This is a genomic window from Streptomyces koelreuteriae (genome assembly GCF_018604545.1).
In the GTDB taxonomy this organism is placed as follows: Bacteria; Actinomycetota; Actinomycetes; order Streptomycetales; family Streptomycetaceae; genus Streptomyces; species Streptomyces koelreuteriae.
The window spans coordinates 6,290,822-6,306,860 of record NZ_CP075896.1; the positions used below are offsets into that span (position 1 = coordinate 6,290,822).

A 16,039-nucleotide genomic window follows, 5' to 3' on the forward strand; every position below is an offset into this window, starting at 1 on the left:
CCTACCCCATGTCCGAGGAGCGTACGCCGTGTCTCAATTGCTGGGCATGGGTCAGGACGCCCGACACGACCCCGTAATGTTGAGGTCGTGACCGTGAACGCTAAGACCAGCGCGAGTGCTGGCAACACCTGGCGAGACCTGCCCGCGGCGCAGCAGCCCGAGTACCCCGACACCGAGGCTCTGCGCGCAGTCGTTGCGGACCTCGAGTCGTATCCGCCGCTCGTCTTCGCGGGCGAGTGCGATCAGCTGCGCGCCCGGATGGCGGCCGTCGCCAAGGGAGAGGCGTTCCTCCTTCAGGGCGGCGACTGCGCCGAGGCCTTCGACGCGGTGTCCGCGGACCACATCCGCAACAAGCTGAAGACGCTGCTCCAGATGGGCGCCGTGCTGACGTACGCCGCGTCCGTGCCCGTGGTGAAGGTCGGCCGGATCGCCGGCCAGTACTCCAAGCCGCGCTCCAAGGGCACCGAGACCCGCGACGGCGTGACCCTGCCGACCTACCGCGGCGACTCGGTCAACGGCTTCGAGTTCAACGAGGCCGCCCGCATCCCGGACCCCGAGCGCCTGAAGCGGATGTACCACGCGTCGGCCTCCACGCTGAACCTGGTGCGCGCCTTCACCACCGGCGGCTACGCCGACCTGCGCCAGGTGCACGCCTGGAACCAGGACTTCGTGAAGTCGTCCCCCTCGGGACAGCGCTACGAGCAGCTGGCCCGCGAGATCGACCAGGCACTGAACTTCATGCACGCCTGCGGGGCCGACCCGGAGGAGTTCAAGACCGTCGAGTTCTACTCCTCGCACGAGGCGCTGCTGCTCGACTACGAGTCCGCCCTGACCCGGGTCGACTCGCGCACCGGGCAGCTGTACGACGTCTCCGGGCACATGGTGTGGATCGGCGAGCGCACCCGGCAGCTGGACCACGCGCATGTCGAGTTCGCCTCGAAGATCCGCAACCCGATCGGCATCAAGCTGGGCCCGACGACCACGGCCGAGGACGCGCTGCAGTACATCGAGAGCCTCGACCCGGAGCGTGAGCCGGGCCGGCTGACCTTCATCGTCCGCATGGGCGCCGACAAGGTCCGGGACAAGCTCCCCGAGCTGGTGGAGAAGGTCACCGCCTCGGGCGCCACCGTGGCCTGGGTGACCGACCCGATGCACGGCAACACCTTCGAGGCGGCCTCCGGACACAAGACCCGCCGCTTCGACGACGTGCTCGACGAGGTCAAGGGCTTCTTCGAGGTCCACAAGGCCCTCGGCACCCACCCGGGCGGCATCCACGTGGAGCTGACCGGCGACGACGTCACCGAGTGCGTGGGCGGCGGCGACGAGATCTTCGTCGACGATCTGCACCAGCGCTACGAGACGGCCTGCGACCCGCGGCTCAACCGCAGCCAGTCGCTCGACCTGGCGTTCCTCGTGGCCGAGATGTACAGGGACCAGTAGCGGGCTCGCCTGTTACCGGGCATGGACTGGGGCGCGGATCACAGGATCCGCGCCCCTCTCCACTTTTGTGGCTCCGGCCCGGCGGGTAAGGTTAGGTTAGCCTCACCGATCAACGGGACGGCACCAGGAACGAAACCCCGCCGGGAGGTGAGCCGCGTGTACATCTGCAGTTGCTTCGGGATCACCGAGCAGCAGGTCAAGCAGCACGCGGACAGCGGCGCCTGCACCCCCCGCCAGATAGCCTCCGCCTGCAAGGCGGGCACCGACTGCGGGTCGTGCGTACGCCGTATCCAGGCGCTCCTCGGCAGGGGCGCGTGCCCTCGCCGGGACATGGCCGACCGGGGCGAACCGGTTCTCTCGGACCTGTCGGATCTGGAGGACGCCGCCTAGGCGGGTCCTAGCTCGGCTGCTCGATCTGCTGCGCGAGGTACAGCGCCTCACCGAGCTTCTCGATGAGCTCCAGCTGCGTGTCCAGATAGTCGATGTGGTGCTCCTCGTCCTCGAGGATCGACTCGAAGAGGTTCGCGGACGTGATGTCGCCCTTGGTGCGCATCACCTCGATGCCCCGCTTGAGGCGGTCGATCGCCTCGACCTCGACCTGTCGGTCGGCCTGGAACATCTCGGTCACCGTCTGCCCGACCCGGACATGGAAGAGCCGCTGGTAGTTGGGCAGACCGTCCAGCATGAGGATGCGCTCGGTGATCTTGTCCGCGTGCTTCATCTCATCGATGGACTCTTCACGCGTGTACTTGGCGAGCTTGGTCCAGCCTTTGTTGTCCTGGATCCGGTAGTGCAGCCAGTACTGGTTGATCGCCGTCAGCTCGCCGGTCAACTGCTCGTTCAGGAATTCGAGGACCTCGGGGTCGCCCTGCATCGCAGAGGCTCCTTCCACGCGTAAGAACTGGCAGGTTGCGCCGCATGATTCCACCGCGGAAGAAGATCGTCCAGTAAGTCTTCACTTAGTAAGTTAGGGCATGCTTAGTTCGTAATGCCCCGTTTTGAGATGGCCCGGGTCAAGGGCATCACCCCAGGTCTGTCAGGATGGACCCATGGGTCAGCCGGTGGGACGCGAATCGGGAGAAGGGCGCGATTCGGCGGGAGCGACGCAGCCCGGGCTTCCGCCGGGACAGCGATTGCAGCGCGGCTGGCCGGTCACGCACTACGGGCCCGTCCCCAAGTTCCGGCCCGAGCGCTGGGAGTTCAGGGTCTTCGGCGCCACCGCCGGCGGCGGCAAGCACTGCTGGACCCACGAGGAGTTCACGGCCCTGCCGTACACCACTGTCGTGGCCGATCTGCATTGCGTCACGAAGTTCAGCATGCTGGGCGCCGAATGGGGAGGCGTCCCCGCGCGCACCATCCTCGACATCGCTCCGCCCGCGGACGACGTCACCCATGTGATGGTGTGGGCCGAGTACGGCTTCAGCTCCAACCTGCGGCTGTCCGACTTCGCCTCCGAGCAGGCCCTGTTCGCCACCCACAAGGACGGCGAACTCCTCACCGCCGAGCACGGCTTCCCGCTGCGCCTGATCGTGCCCCACCTCTACGCCTGGAAGGGCCCCAAGTGGGTGCGCGGCGTGGAGTACATGACCGCAGACCGGCGCGGTTTCTGGGAGGAGCGCGGCTACCACAACGTCGGCGACCCGTGGCAGGAGCAGCGCTACTCGTACCAGGAGGAGCCCGGGGACGGCCCCGACCTCTGATCCGAGGCCGTCAGGCCGTCAGCAGTCGCGCAGCTTCTTCAGCCGCTCCACGTCCGCCGCGTGCCCCTCCTTGCCGCCCGGCGTCTCGATGATCAGCGGCACGCCCTCGGTCGCGGGGTGCGTCATCAGGGCCCGGAAGGGGTCCTCGCCGATGTGGCCGACGCCGATGTTCTCGTGCCGGTCCTTGTGGGCGCCCACCACGTCCTTGGAGTCGTTGGCGTGGATCAGCTTCAGCCGGCCCTCGCCGACCGTGTCCACCAGCAGGTCCAGCGTCTGGTGCATCCCGCTCGGGCCGGTCAGATCGTGCCCGGCGGCGAAGATGTGGCAGGTGTCCAGGCACACGCCGAGCTTCGGGTGGGCGTCCAGCGCCTCGAAGTACGGGCCGAAGTCCCAGGTCCGCGAGCACAGTGAGGCGCCCTGGCCGGCGGTCGACTCCAGCAGCAGATACGGGTCGTCGTCGTGGGTCAGCTCGTCCAGCAGCGGCAGCAGACGCTCCCGCACCTGCTTCAGCGCCACGGACCGCTCCCGGCCGCCGGTCGCGCTGCCGGTGTGCACGACCACGCCCAGCGCCCCGATCTCCCGCCCGCGGCGCAGCGAGTGCCGCAGCGACTCCACCGACTTCTCCACGGTCGCCTCGGTGTGCGAACCGAAGTTGATCAGGTAGGGGGCGTGCACGTACGCCGGGATCGACTCGGCCTCGCAGGCCGCACGGAACGCCTCGTCCTGCTTGGGATTCCCGGCCGGTGTGGCCCAGCCGCGCGGGTTGGCGACGAAGACCTGGACGGTCTCCGCCCTCAGATCACGGGCGTACGACAGACCGACGGAGTGCAGCCCACCGGCCACGGGGACATGGCCGCCCACCGGGTTGCGGGAGGGGCCGGACAGCTGATTGTTCACCCGTTCAGGGTGTCACGCTGCCGGCCCCGCTCCGTCCACGGGCTCCCGGCCCGTGCCCGTCACCTGATCTTGATGGTGATCGTCGAACCCTTGGGCGCGGTCTCGCCGCCCTCGACGGACTGGCCCTTGACCTCGTCGCCGAACAGGCCGAGCAGACCGCGGTCCTCGTCGACCTGGAACCCGGCGCCCTCCAGCGCCCGCGTGGCGTCGTCGACGCTCTGGCCGACCACGTCCGGGACCTCGATCATCTCGGGGCCCTTGGACAGCGTCAGCGTCACCGTGTCGCCCTCGGCCGCACGGCCGCCGGCGTTCGGGGTCTGCTCGGCGACCTGGCCCTTGTCGAACTCGGAGGAGTTGACCCGCTCGGTGGCGATCTTCACCTTGAGCCCGGCCTCCTGGAGCTGAGCCCGGGCGTCGGCCTCGTCCGCGCCGGTGACGTCGGGGATGTCGATGGGGCTGCCCTTGCTGACGACCAGGGCGACGGCCGTGCCCGAGCGCACCTTGGTGCCGTCGGCGGGCCGCGCGGAGATCACCGAGCCCCTCGGCACGTCCTCGCTGAACTCCCGGGTGACCATGCCCGGCTCAAGACCGTCCTCCTTCAGCTGGGCCCGCGCCTCGACCAGCTTCTGGCCCTCCAGGGCGGGCACCCGCACGGTCTCGGGGCCGTCGGAGACGGTGATGCTCACCGCGTCGTTGCCGCGGATGCGCGCCCCGGGCTTCGGGTCGGTGCTGATGATCTGGCCCCGCTCCACGGTGTCGCTGTAGGCGTGCTCGACCTTGCCGAGATCCAGCCCGGCGTCCTGCAGCCGGCTCTCGGCCTGGCTCTGGGTCTTCGCCAGCAGCGGGGGGACCTCGGTGAACTGGCCCGAGTTGATGTACCAGATGCCGCCGCCGAGGCCCAGCACCAGCAGCACGGCGACGACGATCGCCAGCGGGCCGCGCCGGGACCCCGGGCGGCGCCGGGACGGCGGGGGCGGCGGGGACTCGAAACGGCTGGTGCGGTTGAGCGCCGCCTCGGAGGTCTCGTCGTCCTCGTTGACCGGCAGCGGGCGCAGCGTGGTCAGGGCGCGCGGGATCACGCTCGTACGGTCGTCGGCGCCGTCGTGCTCCGCGCTGAGCGCCTGCGGCGGCACCACGTCGAGCTGCTCCGCGCTCAGCCCGGCGCGCCCGTCGCGGACCCGCGCGAGCAGCGCCACCGCGTCGTGCGGGCGGATGTCGGGGGTGCGGGCGGTCGCCGAGGCCACCATCTCGTCCAGCTCGTAGGCCAGACCGGGTACGGCGGCCGACGGCGGCGGGACGTCCTCGTGCAGGTGCTTGTAGAGGATCACGGCCGGGGAGTCCGCGTCGTGCGGCTTGTCGCCGGTCAGCATCTCGTACAGCATCACGCCGCACGCGTACACGTCGACACGGGGGTCCGCGGTGCCGTTCTCTATCTGCTCGGGCGCGAGGTACGCGACCGTGCCGAGCACGGTGCCTGTGGTGTTCGTCACCGTGTCCACGGCTCGGACGAGTCCGAAGTCGGCGACCTTCACCCGGCCGTCGTCCCCTATGAGGACGTTCTCGGGCTTCATGTCCCGGTGCACGAATCCGGCGCGGTGGGCGGCGCCCAGCGCGGCCAGCACCGGCTCCAGGATGTCCAGGGCGGCGCGCGGCTGCAGGGCCCCGCGCTCGCGCAGGACGTCCCGCAGGGTGCAGCCCGCGACGTACTCCATGGCGAGATAGACGTAGCTGCCGTCGGTGCCCTGGTCGAAGACCTGCACCACATTCGGATGGGCCAGTCGGGCGACGGACTTCGCCTCGCGGATGAACCGCTCGACGAACGAGCCGTCCACCGCGAGCGAGGGGTGCATCACCTTGAGCGCGAGAACGCGGTCCAGCCGGGTGTCCACAGCCCGGTAGACCGTCGCCATCCCGCCGACGGCGATGCGCGCGTCGATGCGATACCGGCCGTCGAGCACCTGCCCGACCAAGGGGTCCTGAAGGGTCGTGTCCACGCAGGCGAGTGTACGAGCCACGACCGACAGCCCGCCGCCCCGTCCGCTCTCGGGCCCGGTACTGCGACTGACCTGTGACGTGTAGGTCGGCGCCTACTGGAAAGCGGGGCGCTCCGGATCCAGCGCGGCCCTTCCCTCCGTCGGTGACGACGCCTCCGCGAAATGCCGCCGCGGAATGCGCCCGGCCCGGTACGCCAGCCGCCCCGCCTCCACGGCATGCCGCATCGCGTCGGCCATCAGGACCGGCTCCTGCGCCCGTGTCACCGCCGAGGCGAGCATCACACCCGCGCAGCCCAGCTCCATCGCCAGCGCCGCGTCCGACGCCGTACCCGCCCCGGCGTCCAGGATCACCGGCACGCGCGCGTGCTCGGTGATCAGCTGGAAGTTGTGCGGGTTGCGGATGCCGAGACCGGAGCCGATCGGCGAGCCGAGCGGCATGATCGCCGCGCAGCCGGCGTCCTCCAGCTTCCGCGCCAGCACGGGGTCGTCATTGGTGTACGGCAGCACCGTGAACCCGTCGTCGACCAGCGTCTCGGCCGCCTCCAGCGTCTCGATCGGGTCCGGCAGCAGCGTCCGCTCGTCGGCGATGACCTCCAGCTTGACCAGGTCGGTGCCGAGGGCCTCGCGCGCGAGACGGGCCGTGAGGACGGCCTCTCCGGCGGTGAAACAGCCCGCCGTGTTGGGCAGCACCCGGATGCCGAGCCGGTCCAGGACGGACAGCACGGAACCGTGCACCGAGGGGTTCACCCGGCGCATCGCGACCGTCGTCAGCTCCGTCCCGGACGCCACCAGCGAACGCTCCAGCACATCGAGGCTGGGCGCCCCGCCCGTACCCATGATCAGGCGGGACGTGAAGGACGTACCACCGAGGACAAACGGATCGTCGGCCATGGTCAGCCTCCTTGGACGGCGGTGAGGACTTCCACGCGGTCACCCTCGGCGAGGGCCGTGGAGGGCCACCGGGTGCGCGGGACGACGGTTTCGTTGAGGGCGGCTGCCACTCCGGAGGGCGAGGTGGTGAGCGACCTCACGACGGTGTCGAGAGCCGTGCCGGGCCGGACGTCCCGGGGCTCCCCGTTGACGGAGATGTTCATACGGGCTGCTCCGTGAGTGCGGTGGCGGTACTGAAGCGCTTCGGGGTGAAGGGGCGTGCTTCTTCGGGCAGTTCGCCCGTCGTCAGGGCGTGCGCCATGGCGTCGCCGGTCACCGGGGTGAGCAGGACACCGTTGCGATAGTGCCCCGTGGCCAGCAGCAGTCCCTCCAGGCCGGTCGGGCCGAGCAGCGGCGCGTTGTCGGGGGAGCCGGGCCGCAGTCCGGCCCGGGTCTCGGTGAACGGCAGCTCGGTGATGCCGGGGACCAGCTCGTGCGCGTCGCGCAGCAGCTCGTACACGCCGCCCGCGGTCACGGTGGTGTCCCAGCCCGTCTCCTCGCTGGTCGCCCCGATGACCAGCTCGCCGCTCTCGCGCGGCACCAGGTAGACATGGCTGCCGCGCACCACCGCGCGCACGGTCCGGCTGAGGAACGGCCCGTGCCGCCCCGGCATGGTCAGCCGTACGACCTGCCCCTTCACCGGCCGCACGGGAGGCAGCACGTCCTCGAGGACGCCCGCGAGCCGTCCGCTGAGGCTGCCCCCGGCCAGCACCACCTGCCCGGCGTCCAGCGCGGTCCCGTCGGCCGTGACGACGCCCGCGGCCCGCTCCCGTACGACGGTGAGCCGCTCCGCCCATGCCCGGTGGAAGACCACACCCGCCCGCTCGCACGCCGTCACCAGCGCCGCGGACAGCCGCCGCGGGTCGATCTGGTGGTCGCCGTCGACCCGCAGCCCGCCGCGCACGCCGGGCGCGAGCATCGGCTCCAGGCGACGGCACTCGCGCCCCGACAGCCACTGCGAGTCCAGGCCGGACTGCTGCTGCAGGGCGTGCAGTTCACGCAGATGGGCCCGGTCGTCGGCGTCCAGGGCCACGGCGAGGGTGCCGCAGCGGCGGTAGCCGAGGTCGTGGCCCGTGAGGTCGGTGAGCTCCGCCGCGAAGTCCGGGTAGCGCCGGGCGGAGGCGAGGTTCAGACCGAGCAGGGTCTGCTCGCCGTAGTGCAGCTCCGTGACGGCGGCCAGCATGCCGGCCGCCACCTGCGCGGCCCCGCCGCCCGGCTCGGGGTCCACCACGGCCGTGGCGAGCCCGCGTTGTGCGGCCCGCCACGCGGTGACCAGGCCGATGATGCCGCCCCCGATGACGAGGACGTCTGAGGTTCGCGTACGCGACATGGGCGTCCAGCCCCTCCCTTCGCCGGCATGACCCGGATCAGGTTCGTACGGTCGGAGGCCGCCAGCCTCCCTCTCAGCCCGGTGCGTCCGGGCTCCCGCGAGTGCTCTACGTTGGCCACCCTAGCCCGATGCCGTATGTCGCAGTAAGGGAGCCTCCGTCCATGGCCCGATCCCTCGACGGTCTTCTCCTCGCCCCGGTCGCCGACCAGGCGCCGGGCCAGGTGGGGACCCGCACCCGGTTCACGTACCACGAGAAGGACGGCGAGATCTGGGCCGAGTACACGGGCGGCGACGTCGTACGCGGCCATCTCGTGGGTACCCGGGAAGATGACCGGCTGGACTTCCGCTACGTACAACTCAAGCAGGACGGAACCACGTCCTCGGGGCACTGTGTGTCGACGGTCGTGGAACTGCCCGACGGGCGGGTGCGGCTGGAGGAGACGTGGGAGTGGGAGTCCCAGCAGGGCAGCGGGACGAGCGTTGTGGAGCAGGTCACTGCGCATGAGCACTGACTGACAAAACGTCAGGTGTCTATGGTGATCAGGTGAGCGAGCAGACGCAGGAACCAGGTCCGTCCGCGCCGCGGCGCGTGGTCGTGGCGGGTGCGGGCATGGCCGGTGTGCAGACCGCGGTCGCCTTGCGGGAGCAGGGCTTCACCGGCACCGTGACCCTCATCGGCGCCGAGCCCCATCAGCCCTACGACCGGCCCCCGTTGTCCAAGGCCGTCCTGCTCGGCAAGGCCGAGGGCTCCGCCTTCGACCTCGACTTCGAGGCCCTCGGCATCGAACTGCGACTCGGCTGCGAGGTGCTGGGCCTGCGCCCCGGCGACCATGAGCTGGACACCGAGGACGGGCCCGTGCCCTACGACGCCCTCGTCGTCGCGACCGGCGCCGAACCGGTCCGGCTGCCCGGCGCGGAGGGCGTGCCGGGCGTGCATCTGCTGCGCACCCTCGACGACGCCGAGCGGCTGCGGCCCGTGCTGGCCCGCAAGCACGACATCGTGGTCGTCGGCGCCGGCTGGATCGGCGCCGAGTTCGCCACGGCCGCGCGCGAGGCCGGTTGCGCGGTGACCGTCGTGGAGGCCGCCGAGCGGCCGCTCGCCGGGGCACTGCCCGCCGAGGTCGCCGCCCCGATGGCCGGCTGGTACGCCGACGCGGGTGCGGTCCTGCGCACCCACGCGCGCGTGGAGCGCGTCGAGCCCGGGACGGTGCTCCTCGACGACGGCACACGGCTGCCCGCGGGCGCGGTCGTGGTCGGCATCGGCGCCCGCCCCGCGACGGCGTGGCTGGCCGGTTCCGGAGTGGAGCTCGGTCCCCAGGGCGAGATCATCTCCGACCAGCACCTGCGGACCTCGGCGCCGGACGTGTACGCCGTCGGCGACTGCGCCTCCTTCCCCTCGGGCCGGTACGGCGAGCGCCTGCTGGTGCACCACTGGGACAACGCCCTCCAGGGGCCGCGCACGGTGGCCCTGAACATCGTCGGCCTGGCCTCGGGGGAGGCACCGGCGGTGTACGACCCGGTGCCGTACTTCTGGTCCGAGCAGTTCGGGCGTTTCGTGCAGTACGCCGGGCATCACGCGGGCGCCGACACGACCCTGTGGCGGGGCGACCCGACCGGGCCGGCCTGGACGGTGTGCTGGCTCCGCGGTGACCGGCTGGTGGCGCTGCTGGCGGTGGGCCGTCCCCGGGACCTGGCGCAGGGGCGGCGCCTGATCGAGTCCGGCGCCGCCATGAATCCGGTGCTGCTGGAGGACCCGGCCAGGCCACTGAAGGCGGCGACGGCGTAGCTTTCGGGGAGCCCGTGGCCGGTCCGGGCGGGCCGGGCTGACTTCCGACTGTCAGTGGGGGATGGCAGGCTGGTTTCCGTGACCGAGATTGACGCAAAGATCGATGCTCTCGTCCCCGCCTGGCTCACCCTCCCCGACATCGCCGAACAGTTCGATGTCGAGGTGACGCGTGTGCGGCAGCTGGTCAAGGACGGCCAGCTCATCGCCGTACGCCGAGGTGAGAACCGCGCGCTGCACGTCCCCGCCGCCTTCATCGACGGGGACAAGGTCGTCAAGGGCCTGTCCGGGACCTTGACGCTCCTGCGGGACGACGGCTTCACGGACGAGGAGATGCTGGAGTGGCTCTTCACCCCCGACCCGAGCCTGCCCGGCACCCCGGCGCAGGCCCTGAGTGAGAATCGCGGCACGGAGGTGAAGCGCCGCGCCCAGGCGCTGGCGGTCTGACCCGGCCTGGACCGAAACGCCGTCCGGTGCCGTGCGAGCGGGGCCGGACCTGAACCACTGCCCGGAGCGCGGGCCGCGGCCCCCGGGGCCACGGCCCCGGGGCGGCTCGCGCCCGTTCGGGGCGTGGGCCGCCGCCCGCCTGCCATCGGCGGCGTGGCCTCGCCGCCCTGCCGGCACCGGCACGGGGCGCTCCGGCGCCCCGGTCGCGCCCCGAACGCCACCGACACCGACACCCAGGGGGACACGCATGCCCGACACCGCCACCACCGCACGGGCTCGGCTCGCCGACGCCCGGGTCTACCTCTGCACCGACGCCCGTAAGCGGCAGGGCGATCTCGTCGAGTTCCTCGACGCCGCGCTGGCCGGCGGGGTCGACATCGTGCAGTTGCGGGACAAGGGCATGGAGGCGGGCGAGGAGCTGGAGCATCTGGCCGTCTTCGCCGACGCCTGCGCCCGGCACGGCAAGCTCCTCGCGGTGAACGACCGCGCCGACATCGCCCACGCCGCCGCCTCCGACGTGCTGCACCTCGGCCAGGGCGACCTCCCGGTCCCCGCTGCCCGCGCGATCCTCGGCGAGGACGTCCTGATCGGCCGCTCCACGCACGCCGAGTCCGAGGCCGCCGCTGCCGCCGCACAGGACGGCGTGGACTACTTCTGCACCGGCCCGTGCTGGCCCACCCCCACCAAGCCCGGCCGCCACGCCCCCGGCCTGGACCTCGTCCGGTACACCGCCGCCCTCGGCACCGACCGCCCCTGGTTCGCCATTGGCGGCATCGACCTCGGCAACCTCGACCAGATCCTGGAAGCGGGCGCCCGGCGGGTCGTCGTCGTACGGGCGATCACCGAGGCCGACGACCCCGGCGCGGCGGCGGCCGAGTTCGCCAAGCGGCTGCGGGAGAAGTAGTACGCCGGTGGGCCGGTTGTCCAAGGGGTGGACAACAAGTACACAAATCGGTCAAATATCGATGCCCGGTTGGGGGACCGACCGCCCCTGGCTAACCTGCCGGTATGGCCCTCGGCACCGCATCCATCAGGTCGGACCACGCCCGCACCGTCCGCGACATGCTCGCGACAGGAAAGACGACGTACTCGTTCGAGTTCTACGCGCCCAAGACCCCGAAGGGCGAGCGGAACCTGTGGAACGCGCTCCGCCGGGTCGAGGCGGTGGCGCCCGACTTCGTCTCCGTGACCTACGGCGCGGGCGGTTCCACCCGCGCGGGCACGGTCAAGGCGACCGAGGCGATCGCCTCCGACACCACCCTCACCCCGATCGCGCACCTCACCGCCGTCGACCACTCCGTCGCCGACCTGCGCAACATCATCGGCCAGTACGCCGACGCCGGGATCCGCAACATGCTCGCCCTGCGCGGCGACCCGCCCGGCGACCCGATGGGCGACTGGGTGCCGCACCCCCGCGGCCTCGCCTACGCCGCCGAGCTCGTCGAGCTGATCAAGGCCTCCGGTGACTTCTGCGTGGGAGTCGCCGCCTTCCCCGCGATGCACCCCCGCTCCAGCGACTGGGACACCGACGTCCGCCACTTCGTCGACAAGTGCCGCGCGGGCGCGGACTACGCGATCACGCAGATGTTCTTCCAGCCGGAGGACTATCTGCGGCTGCGTGACCGGGTCGCGGCCGCCGGCTGCGACACCCCGGTCATCCCCGAGATCATGCCGATCACCAGCGTGAAGTCGCTGGCGCGGATCCCGTCCCTCACCAACGCCGTCTTCCCGGACGCCCTGAAAGAGCGGATCCTCACAGCAAAAGACGATCCGGCCGCTGTACGCTCCATTGGGATCGAATTCGCCACGGAGTTCTGCGCGCGGCTGCTCGCCGAGGGAGTGCCCGGCTTGCACTTCATCACGCTCAACAACTCCACGGCGACTCTGGAAATCTACGAGAACCTGGGCCTGCACCACCCATCGCAGGCCTAGACCGTTCGCACCGGTATACGACACACTGCGTAGCGGCCACTGGGAGAGGGGCGTACATGGGCTGGGCGGTCCTCTACATCGCGTTCGGCGTCGTCGCGCTGTGGCTGCTGGGCGAGGTGCTGTTGCAGTACAAGGCGCGGCTGCGCTGGCGACTGCTGGCCTTCGGCGGCTTCCTCGGCGTCGTCGTCGGTGTCCTGATCCCGTCGGTCGTCGTGATCGGACTGGGCGCGGCCGCCTTCGCGGTCGGGCAGACCTACGTCACCCTGTCGTTCCGCAGCGGCTTCGCGGCCGGCTGGGCGATGAACGCCCCGATCCTGGGCGGCGGCAAGCGCGGCCGCGGTGAGCGGGGCCGCCAGGAGCCGACCCTCGAGGTCTCCGGCCTGGAGTCGGCGGAGGGCGACGAGGGCGGCGAGCGCGGCGACTACCGCCGTGACGCGGCCTCCTACGCGCAGGGCGACGACTACGACCGCGACGACGTCTTCACCCCCGCGCGTCCCCTCCAGTCGACGGCCGCCGACGGTGCCGCCGTCTACGAGCCGCAGCCCATCCCGGACGACACCGGCTCCTACGGCGTCTACGGCGACACCGGCTACCCGCAGCAGGGCTCGACCCACGACCAGTACGCCGCCACGGCCCAGGGCACCGACCAGTCCTACGCCTACGACTACTCGGGCTACGGCCAGCAGCAGGGCTACGACACCACCGGCCAGCAGCAGTACGCGGCCTACTCCGACCCGTACGTCGGCAACGGGACCTACGGCGGCGGAACCTCGTACGACACCGGCTACGGCGACCAGCAGTACTACGGCCAGCAGCAGGGCTACGGCCAGGACCAGTACGCCGGCACCTACGGCGGCGAGTCCCCGCCCGGCGGTGTGTGGGTCCCGCAGCAGCGCACCGACGAGTACGGGCAGGAGCTGCCGCCGGAGCAGCCGTACCCGTACCAGGACAACGGGCAGCAGCAGCCGCAGGGCAACGGCTTCGACGAGCAGTACCGTTTCTGAAGGCTGAACCCCGCCGGGGGCGGCGGGCTCACTGGGAGCCCCGGAACCCCGGCCCCTCCACGATCAGTCCCGCGACCAGCGCGCCCGACATGCCCGCGTGCGGCAGTCCGCCGCCGGGGTGCGCCCAGCCGCCGACGGTGAACAGTCCGGGCACGCGCGTGCCGTTGGACGGATGCAGCAGCCGCCCGTCGGCCGCCGCCAGTGCCTGCACCGGCACCGCCCCGCCCTCCGCGCCGGTCGCCCCGGCGATGTCGGCCGGGGTGCGCACCTCGTGCCAGAGGAGACGCTCGCGCAGGTCGGGTATGGCCCGTTCGGCGACGCCGATCATGGTGTCGGCGAGGTCGTCGTAGGACATGGCGGGTTCGTCGGGCCGGGCGGGCACCACCGTCGTCAGGGTGACCGCCTCGTGGTCCCGGTCCGGGACCAGTGCCGGGTCGTCGGGCCGCAGGATCGTGACCGTGGGCCGCGCGTGCGACGGAGTCGTGCCGAACAGGGCGTCCAGCTCGGCCTCCCGGTCCGCCGTGTGCACCACCGTGCGGTGTGCCGTGTCCTCGGGGCGGGCGCCGCGCAGGCCCAGCAGCAGCGTGAGCCGACTGGCCGAGGCGGGCTGCGGCGGCACCTCCCCGTCGCCCCGCACCGCGGTGCCCGCCGTCAGCCGCTCCAGCACGCCGGGTGCGACACCGGCGATCACGAAGTCCGCCTCGGCGACCGTCCCGTCGGCGAGCTCCACCCCGGATGCCCGCCCGTCCTTCTCCAGCACCCCGGTCACATCGGCGCCGAAGCGGAACTCGACCTTTCTGGCCACGCACCGCTCGTACACCGCCCGCGCCAGCTCGCGCAGGCCACCGCGCACGTACCAGACGCCGAAGGCGTGCTCCATGTACGGCAGTACGGCCGCGCTCGCCGGGGTGGCGCGGGGGTCCAGGCCCTGGGCGAGGGCGTGGCTCTCCAGCAGGGCGGTGAGCCGGGGGTCGCGCAGCTCCCAGGCGCCGATCTCGGCGAGGGTGCCGGCCCGGCGGGTGCGCACCAGCCGCTTGTGGGGCACCGCGGGGTAGGGCTCGCGCTCGGCCAGCACCTGCCAGTTCGGCCACAGCGGCTCCTCCAGGAGCGGGCGGCGGGTGCGGTCCCAGGCCTCGCGGGCCCGGACCAGGAAGTCGCCCCACCGCTGCCCGGCGCCCGGGCCGAGGCCCTCGTCCAGGGCGGTGACGACACCCGCGCGCGAGGCGTTCGGCAGCGACACACAGGTGCCGTCCGCGAACACATGCCGGGACGAGGGATCGACCTGGACCAGGTCGACGCACGCCTCCAGCGGCTCCTTGCCGGTCTTGAGGAACAGATCGCGGTAGACCGCCGGGAGCGGGAGCAGGCCGGGGCCCGTGTCGAAGGAGAACCCGTCACGCTCGAAGCGGCGCAGGGCCCCGCCGTATGTGTCCGTCCGCTCGTACACCGCCACCCGGTGGCCCGCGACGGCCAGCCGGGCGGCAGCCGTCAGCGCGCCCATCCCGGCGCCGATCACCGCAATCCGTGCCATGCCATGGACTCTATCGGCCCCCACCGACAGCGCCTTCTGGTGCCGTGTGCGCAGGGCTGAGTACCCGTACCTAGCCGGGGAGTTGAGTACGCGCGCGGATGGGGCGGGCCCGGCGGGAACGAGAGAGTGGAGGCACGGAAAGGGGCACGGCTCCGGCACCGGCGACACGGGGCGCCGGAACGGGGCCGGCCCGCGATCCGCTCCTTCCGCCGGCCCTGTCGGCGGGAGCGAGACACGGGGGAGAACCGGGGGACGACCGCACGGGGGTCCTGCGGGGGACGCACGGGGGAGCAGGAAAAAGGGGGAGCAGGGAAGGCGCCGGTTCGAGGTGGCCCGCGGGGGACGCGGCCACAGCGGACCGGCGCTTTCACGTGTGCGCCGGCCGCCTCCTCAGCGGCAGCCGCTCACCCTGCCCTGGAGCAGCCGGGACAGGGCCGCGTGCACATCGTCCAGGGAGCGCTCCGCCTGGAAGGACTTCCAGTCGAGCGCGGCCACCAGGACCATGCCGACCAGCGCGGACGCCGTCAGCGGGACATCGATCTCCTCGCTGAACTCGCCGCCCGCGACGCCCTCGCGCAGGACGTCCTCCACGACCGCGACGGCCTGCTGCCTGACCACCATCAGCGTGGACTGCCAGGTCCGGTTGGTGCGCCACAGCTCGGCCACGTAGAGCTGGGTGAAGGCCGGATAGCGGTCGATGAAGACCAGACCCGCGCGGATCATCGCGTCCAGCGCGTCGACCTTGCTGCCACCCTCCCGGGCGGTCCGCTCGGCCGCCTCCTTGAGCGAGGCGGTGAGGAGGCCCACTCCGTGCCGCAGCAGTTCCTCGAAGAGTACGGACTTGCTCGCGAAGTTGTAGTAGACCGTGCCCTTCGCGACTCCGGCACGCTCGGCGATCTCGTCCACGGTCGTGGCGGAGAAGCCCTGCTCGGCGATGAGCGTGACGGCCGCCTCGTAGAGCTTCTGCCGGGTGGCCTCGCGGCGTGTGCTGCCGCCCGACGTTGCACTGCTGCTTTCCATGGCCCTGATTGTCACAGGAACCTTTCCGGGA

Annotated in this window: 17 protein-coding genes and 1 riboswitch; of the genes, 9 read left to right on the forward strand and 8 right to left on the reverse strand. The window is 71.7% G+C overall.

The genetic code is table 11. The annotated features are described in order from the left end of the window. Positions 1–87 precede the first annotated feature (87 nt). Positions 88–1,440 carry a class II 3-deoxy-7-phosphoheptulonate synthase gene (locus KJK29_RS28325; protein ID WP_215122003.1) on the forward strand — a complete coding sequence of 451 codons (1,353 nt, stop codon included), beginning with the start codon at positions 88–90 and terminating at the stop codon, positions 1,438–1,440. A 147-nt stretch (positions 1,441–1,587) separates the two neighbouring features. Then, positions 1,588–1,830, forward strand: a complete 243-nt coding sequence (locus KJK29_RS28330) for a (2Fe-2S)-binding protein (RefSeq protein WP_251057968.1) — start codon at positions 1,588–1,590, stop codon at positions 1,828–1,830. Positions 1,831–1,837: 7 nt separating this feature from the next. Here KJK29_RS28330 and bfr read toward each other — a convergent pair whose 3' ends face one another. Next, positions 1,838–2,314 (reverse strand): bacterioferritin, encoded by a 477-nt coding sequence (bfr, locus tag KJK29_RS28335; protein WP_215122005.1) that lies wholly within the window; start codon positions 2,312–2,314, stop codon positions 1,838–1,840. Between the two features lie 175 nt (positions 2,315–2,489). Between bfr and KJK29_RS28340 the strand changes: the two genes are divergently transcribed. Continuing rightward, positions 2,490–3,140, forward strand: a complete 651-nt coding sequence (locus KJK29_RS28340) for a sulfite oxidase-like oxidoreductase (protein WP_215122006.1) — start codon at positions 2,490–2,492, stop codon at positions 3,138–3,140. A gap of 18 nt (positions 3,141–3,158) precedes the next feature. Here the strand turns inward: KJK29_RS28340 and KJK29_RS28345 are convergent, their stop codons facing one another. From KJK29_RS28345 to thiO, 5 genes are all read right to left on the reverse strand, one after another. Continuing rightward, entirely contained in the window at positions 3,159–4,037 is an 879-nt protein-coding gene (locus tag KJK29_RS28345; protein ID WP_215122007.1) for a deoxyribonuclease IV, read from the reverse strand. A 59-nt stretch (positions 4,038–4,096) separates the two neighbouring features. Beyond that, positions 4,097–6,031 (reverse strand): Stk1 family PASTA domain-containing Ser/Thr kinase, encoded by a 1,935-nt coding sequence (gene pknB, locus KJK29_RS28350; RefSeq protein WP_215122008.1) that lies wholly within the window; start codon positions 6,029–6,031, stop codon positions 4,097–4,099. Positions 6,032–6,124: 93 nt separating this feature from the next. After that, positions 6,125–6,922, reverse strand: a complete 798-nt coding sequence (locus KJK29_RS28355) for a thiazole synthase (RefSeq protein ID WP_215122009.1) — start codon at positions 6,920–6,922, stop codon at positions 6,125–6,127. 2 nt (positions 6,923–6,924) lie between these two features. After that, positions 6,925–7,125 (reverse strand): sulfur carrier protein ThiS, encoded by a 201-nt coding sequence (gene thiS, locus KJK29_RS28360; protein WP_215122010.1) that lies wholly within the window; start codon positions 7,123–7,125, stop codon positions 6,925–6,927. Beyond that, on the reverse strand, positions 7,122–8,291 hold the full coding sequence (gene thiO, locus KJK29_RS28365) for a glycine oxidase ThiO (RefSeq protein ID WP_215122011.1): 1,170 nt from the start codon (positions 8,289–8,291) through the stop codon (positions 7,122–7,124). Before thiO ends, thiS begins: the two co-directional genes overlap by 4 nt. After that, a riboswitch (TPP riboswitch) is annotated at positions 8,289–8,400 on the reverse strand. (Overlaps the previous gene by 3 nt.) Before the next feature lie 52 nt (positions 8,401–8,452). Between thiO and KJK29_RS28370 the strand changes: the two genes are divergently transcribed. The 6 genes from KJK29_RS28370 (at position 8,453) to KJK29_RS28395 (ending at position 13,457) form a co-directional block, all read left to right on the forward strand. After that, positions 8,453–8,803: a hypothetical protein gene (locus KJK29_RS28370; protein ID WP_215122012.1), complete on the forward strand. Its 351-nt coding sequence runs from the start codon at positions 8,453–8,455 to the stop codon at positions 8,801–8,803. 32 nt (positions 8,804–8,835) lie between these two features. Then, positions 8,836–10,077, forward strand: a complete 1,242-nt coding sequence (locus KJK29_RS28375) for an NAD(P)/FAD-dependent oxidoreductase (protein ID WP_215122013.1) — start codon at positions 8,836–8,838, stop codon at positions 10,075–10,077. Between the two features lie 78 nt (positions 10,078–10,155). Continuing rightward, on the forward strand, positions 10,156–10,521 hold the full coding sequence (locus KJK29_RS28380) for an Rv2175c family DNA-binding protein (protein WP_184596507.1): 366 nt from the start codon (positions 10,156–10,158) through the stop codon (positions 10,519–10,521). Between the two features lie 247 nt (positions 10,522–10,768). Beyond that, on the forward strand, positions 10,769–11,425 hold the full coding sequence (gene thiE / locus KJK29_RS28385; RefSeq protein ID WP_215122014.1) for a thiamine phosphate synthase: 657 nt from the start codon (positions 10,769–10,771) through the stop codon (positions 11,423–11,425). A 104-nt stretch (positions 11,426–11,529) separates the two neighbouring features. Further along, complete coding sequence (gene metF / locus KJK29_RS28390) at positions 11,530–12,453, forward strand: methylenetetrahydrofolate reductase [NAD(P)H] (protein ID WP_215122015.1); 924 nt, start codon at positions 11,530–11,532, stop codon at positions 12,451–12,453. 56 nt (positions 12,454–12,509) lie between these two features. Further along, positions 12,510–13,457 (forward strand): SCO2102 family sporulation regulator, encoded by a 948-nt coding sequence (locus KJK29_RS28395; RefSeq protein ID WP_215122016.1) that lies wholly within the window; start codon positions 12,510–12,512, stop codon positions 13,455–13,457. A gap of 28 nt (positions 13,458–13,485) precedes the next feature. Here the strand turns inward: KJK29_RS28395 and KJK29_RS28400 are convergent, their stop codons facing one another. Then, on the reverse strand, positions 13,486–14,988 hold the full coding sequence (locus KJK29_RS28400) for a phytoene desaturase family protein (RefSeq protein WP_215122017.1): 1,503 nt from the start codon (positions 14,986–14,988) through the stop codon (positions 13,486–13,488). Positions 14,989–15,378: 390 nt separating this feature from the next. Continuing rightward, the gene (locus KJK29_RS28405) at positions 15,379–16,008 is read right to left on the reverse strand and encodes a TetR/AcrR family transcriptional regulator (protein ID WP_215122018.1); all 630 of its coding nucleotides are present in this window, start codon (positions 16,006–16,008) and stop codon (positions 15,379–15,381) included. Between the last annotated feature and the right edge of the window lie 31 nt (positions 16,009–16,039).

Coding starts and splice junctions, on each gene's coding strand:
- bfr (WP_215122005.1), bottom strand. CDS start 2,314: ATGCAGGGCGACCCCGAGGTCCTCGAATTCCTGAACGAGCAGTTGACC.
- KJK29_RS28340 (WP_215122006.1), top strand. CDS start 2,490: ATGGGTCAGCCGGTGGGACGCGAATCGGGAGAAGGGCGCGATTCGGCG.
- KJK29_RS28400 (WP_215122017.1), bottom strand. CDS start 14,988: ATGGCACGGATTGCGGTGATCGGCGCCGGGATGGGCGCGCTGACGGCT.
- KJK29_RS28405 (WP_215122018.1), bottom strand. CDS start 16,008: ATGGAAAGCAGCAGTGCAACGTCGGGCGGCAGCACACGCCGCGAGGCC.
- thiO (WP_215122011.1), bottom strand. CDS start 8,291: ATGTCGCGTACGCGAACCTCAGACGTCCTCGTCATCGGGGGCGGCATC.
- KJK29_RS28395 (WP_215122016.1), top strand. CDS start 12,510: ATGGGCTGGGCGGTCCTCTACATCGCGTTCGGCGTCGTCGCGCTGTGG.
- thiE (WP_215122014.1), top strand. CDS start 10,769: ATGCCCGACACCGCCACCACCGCACGGGCTCGGCTCGCCGACGCCCGG.
- KJK29_RS28355 (WP_215122009.1), bottom strand. CDS start 6,922: ATGGCCGACGATCCGTTTGTCCTCGGTGGTACGTCCTTCACGTCCCGC.
- thiS (WP_215122010.1), bottom strand. CDS start 7,125: ATGAACATCTCCGTCAACGGGGAGCCCCGGGACGTCCGGCCCGGCACG.
- KJK29_RS28370 (WP_215122012.1), top strand. CDS start 8,453: ATGGCCCGATCCCTCGACGGTCTTCTCCTCGCCCCGGTCGCCGACCAG.
- metF (WP_215122015.1), top strand. CDS start 11,530: ATGGCCCTCGGCACCGCATCCATCAGGTCGGACCACGCCCGCACCGTC.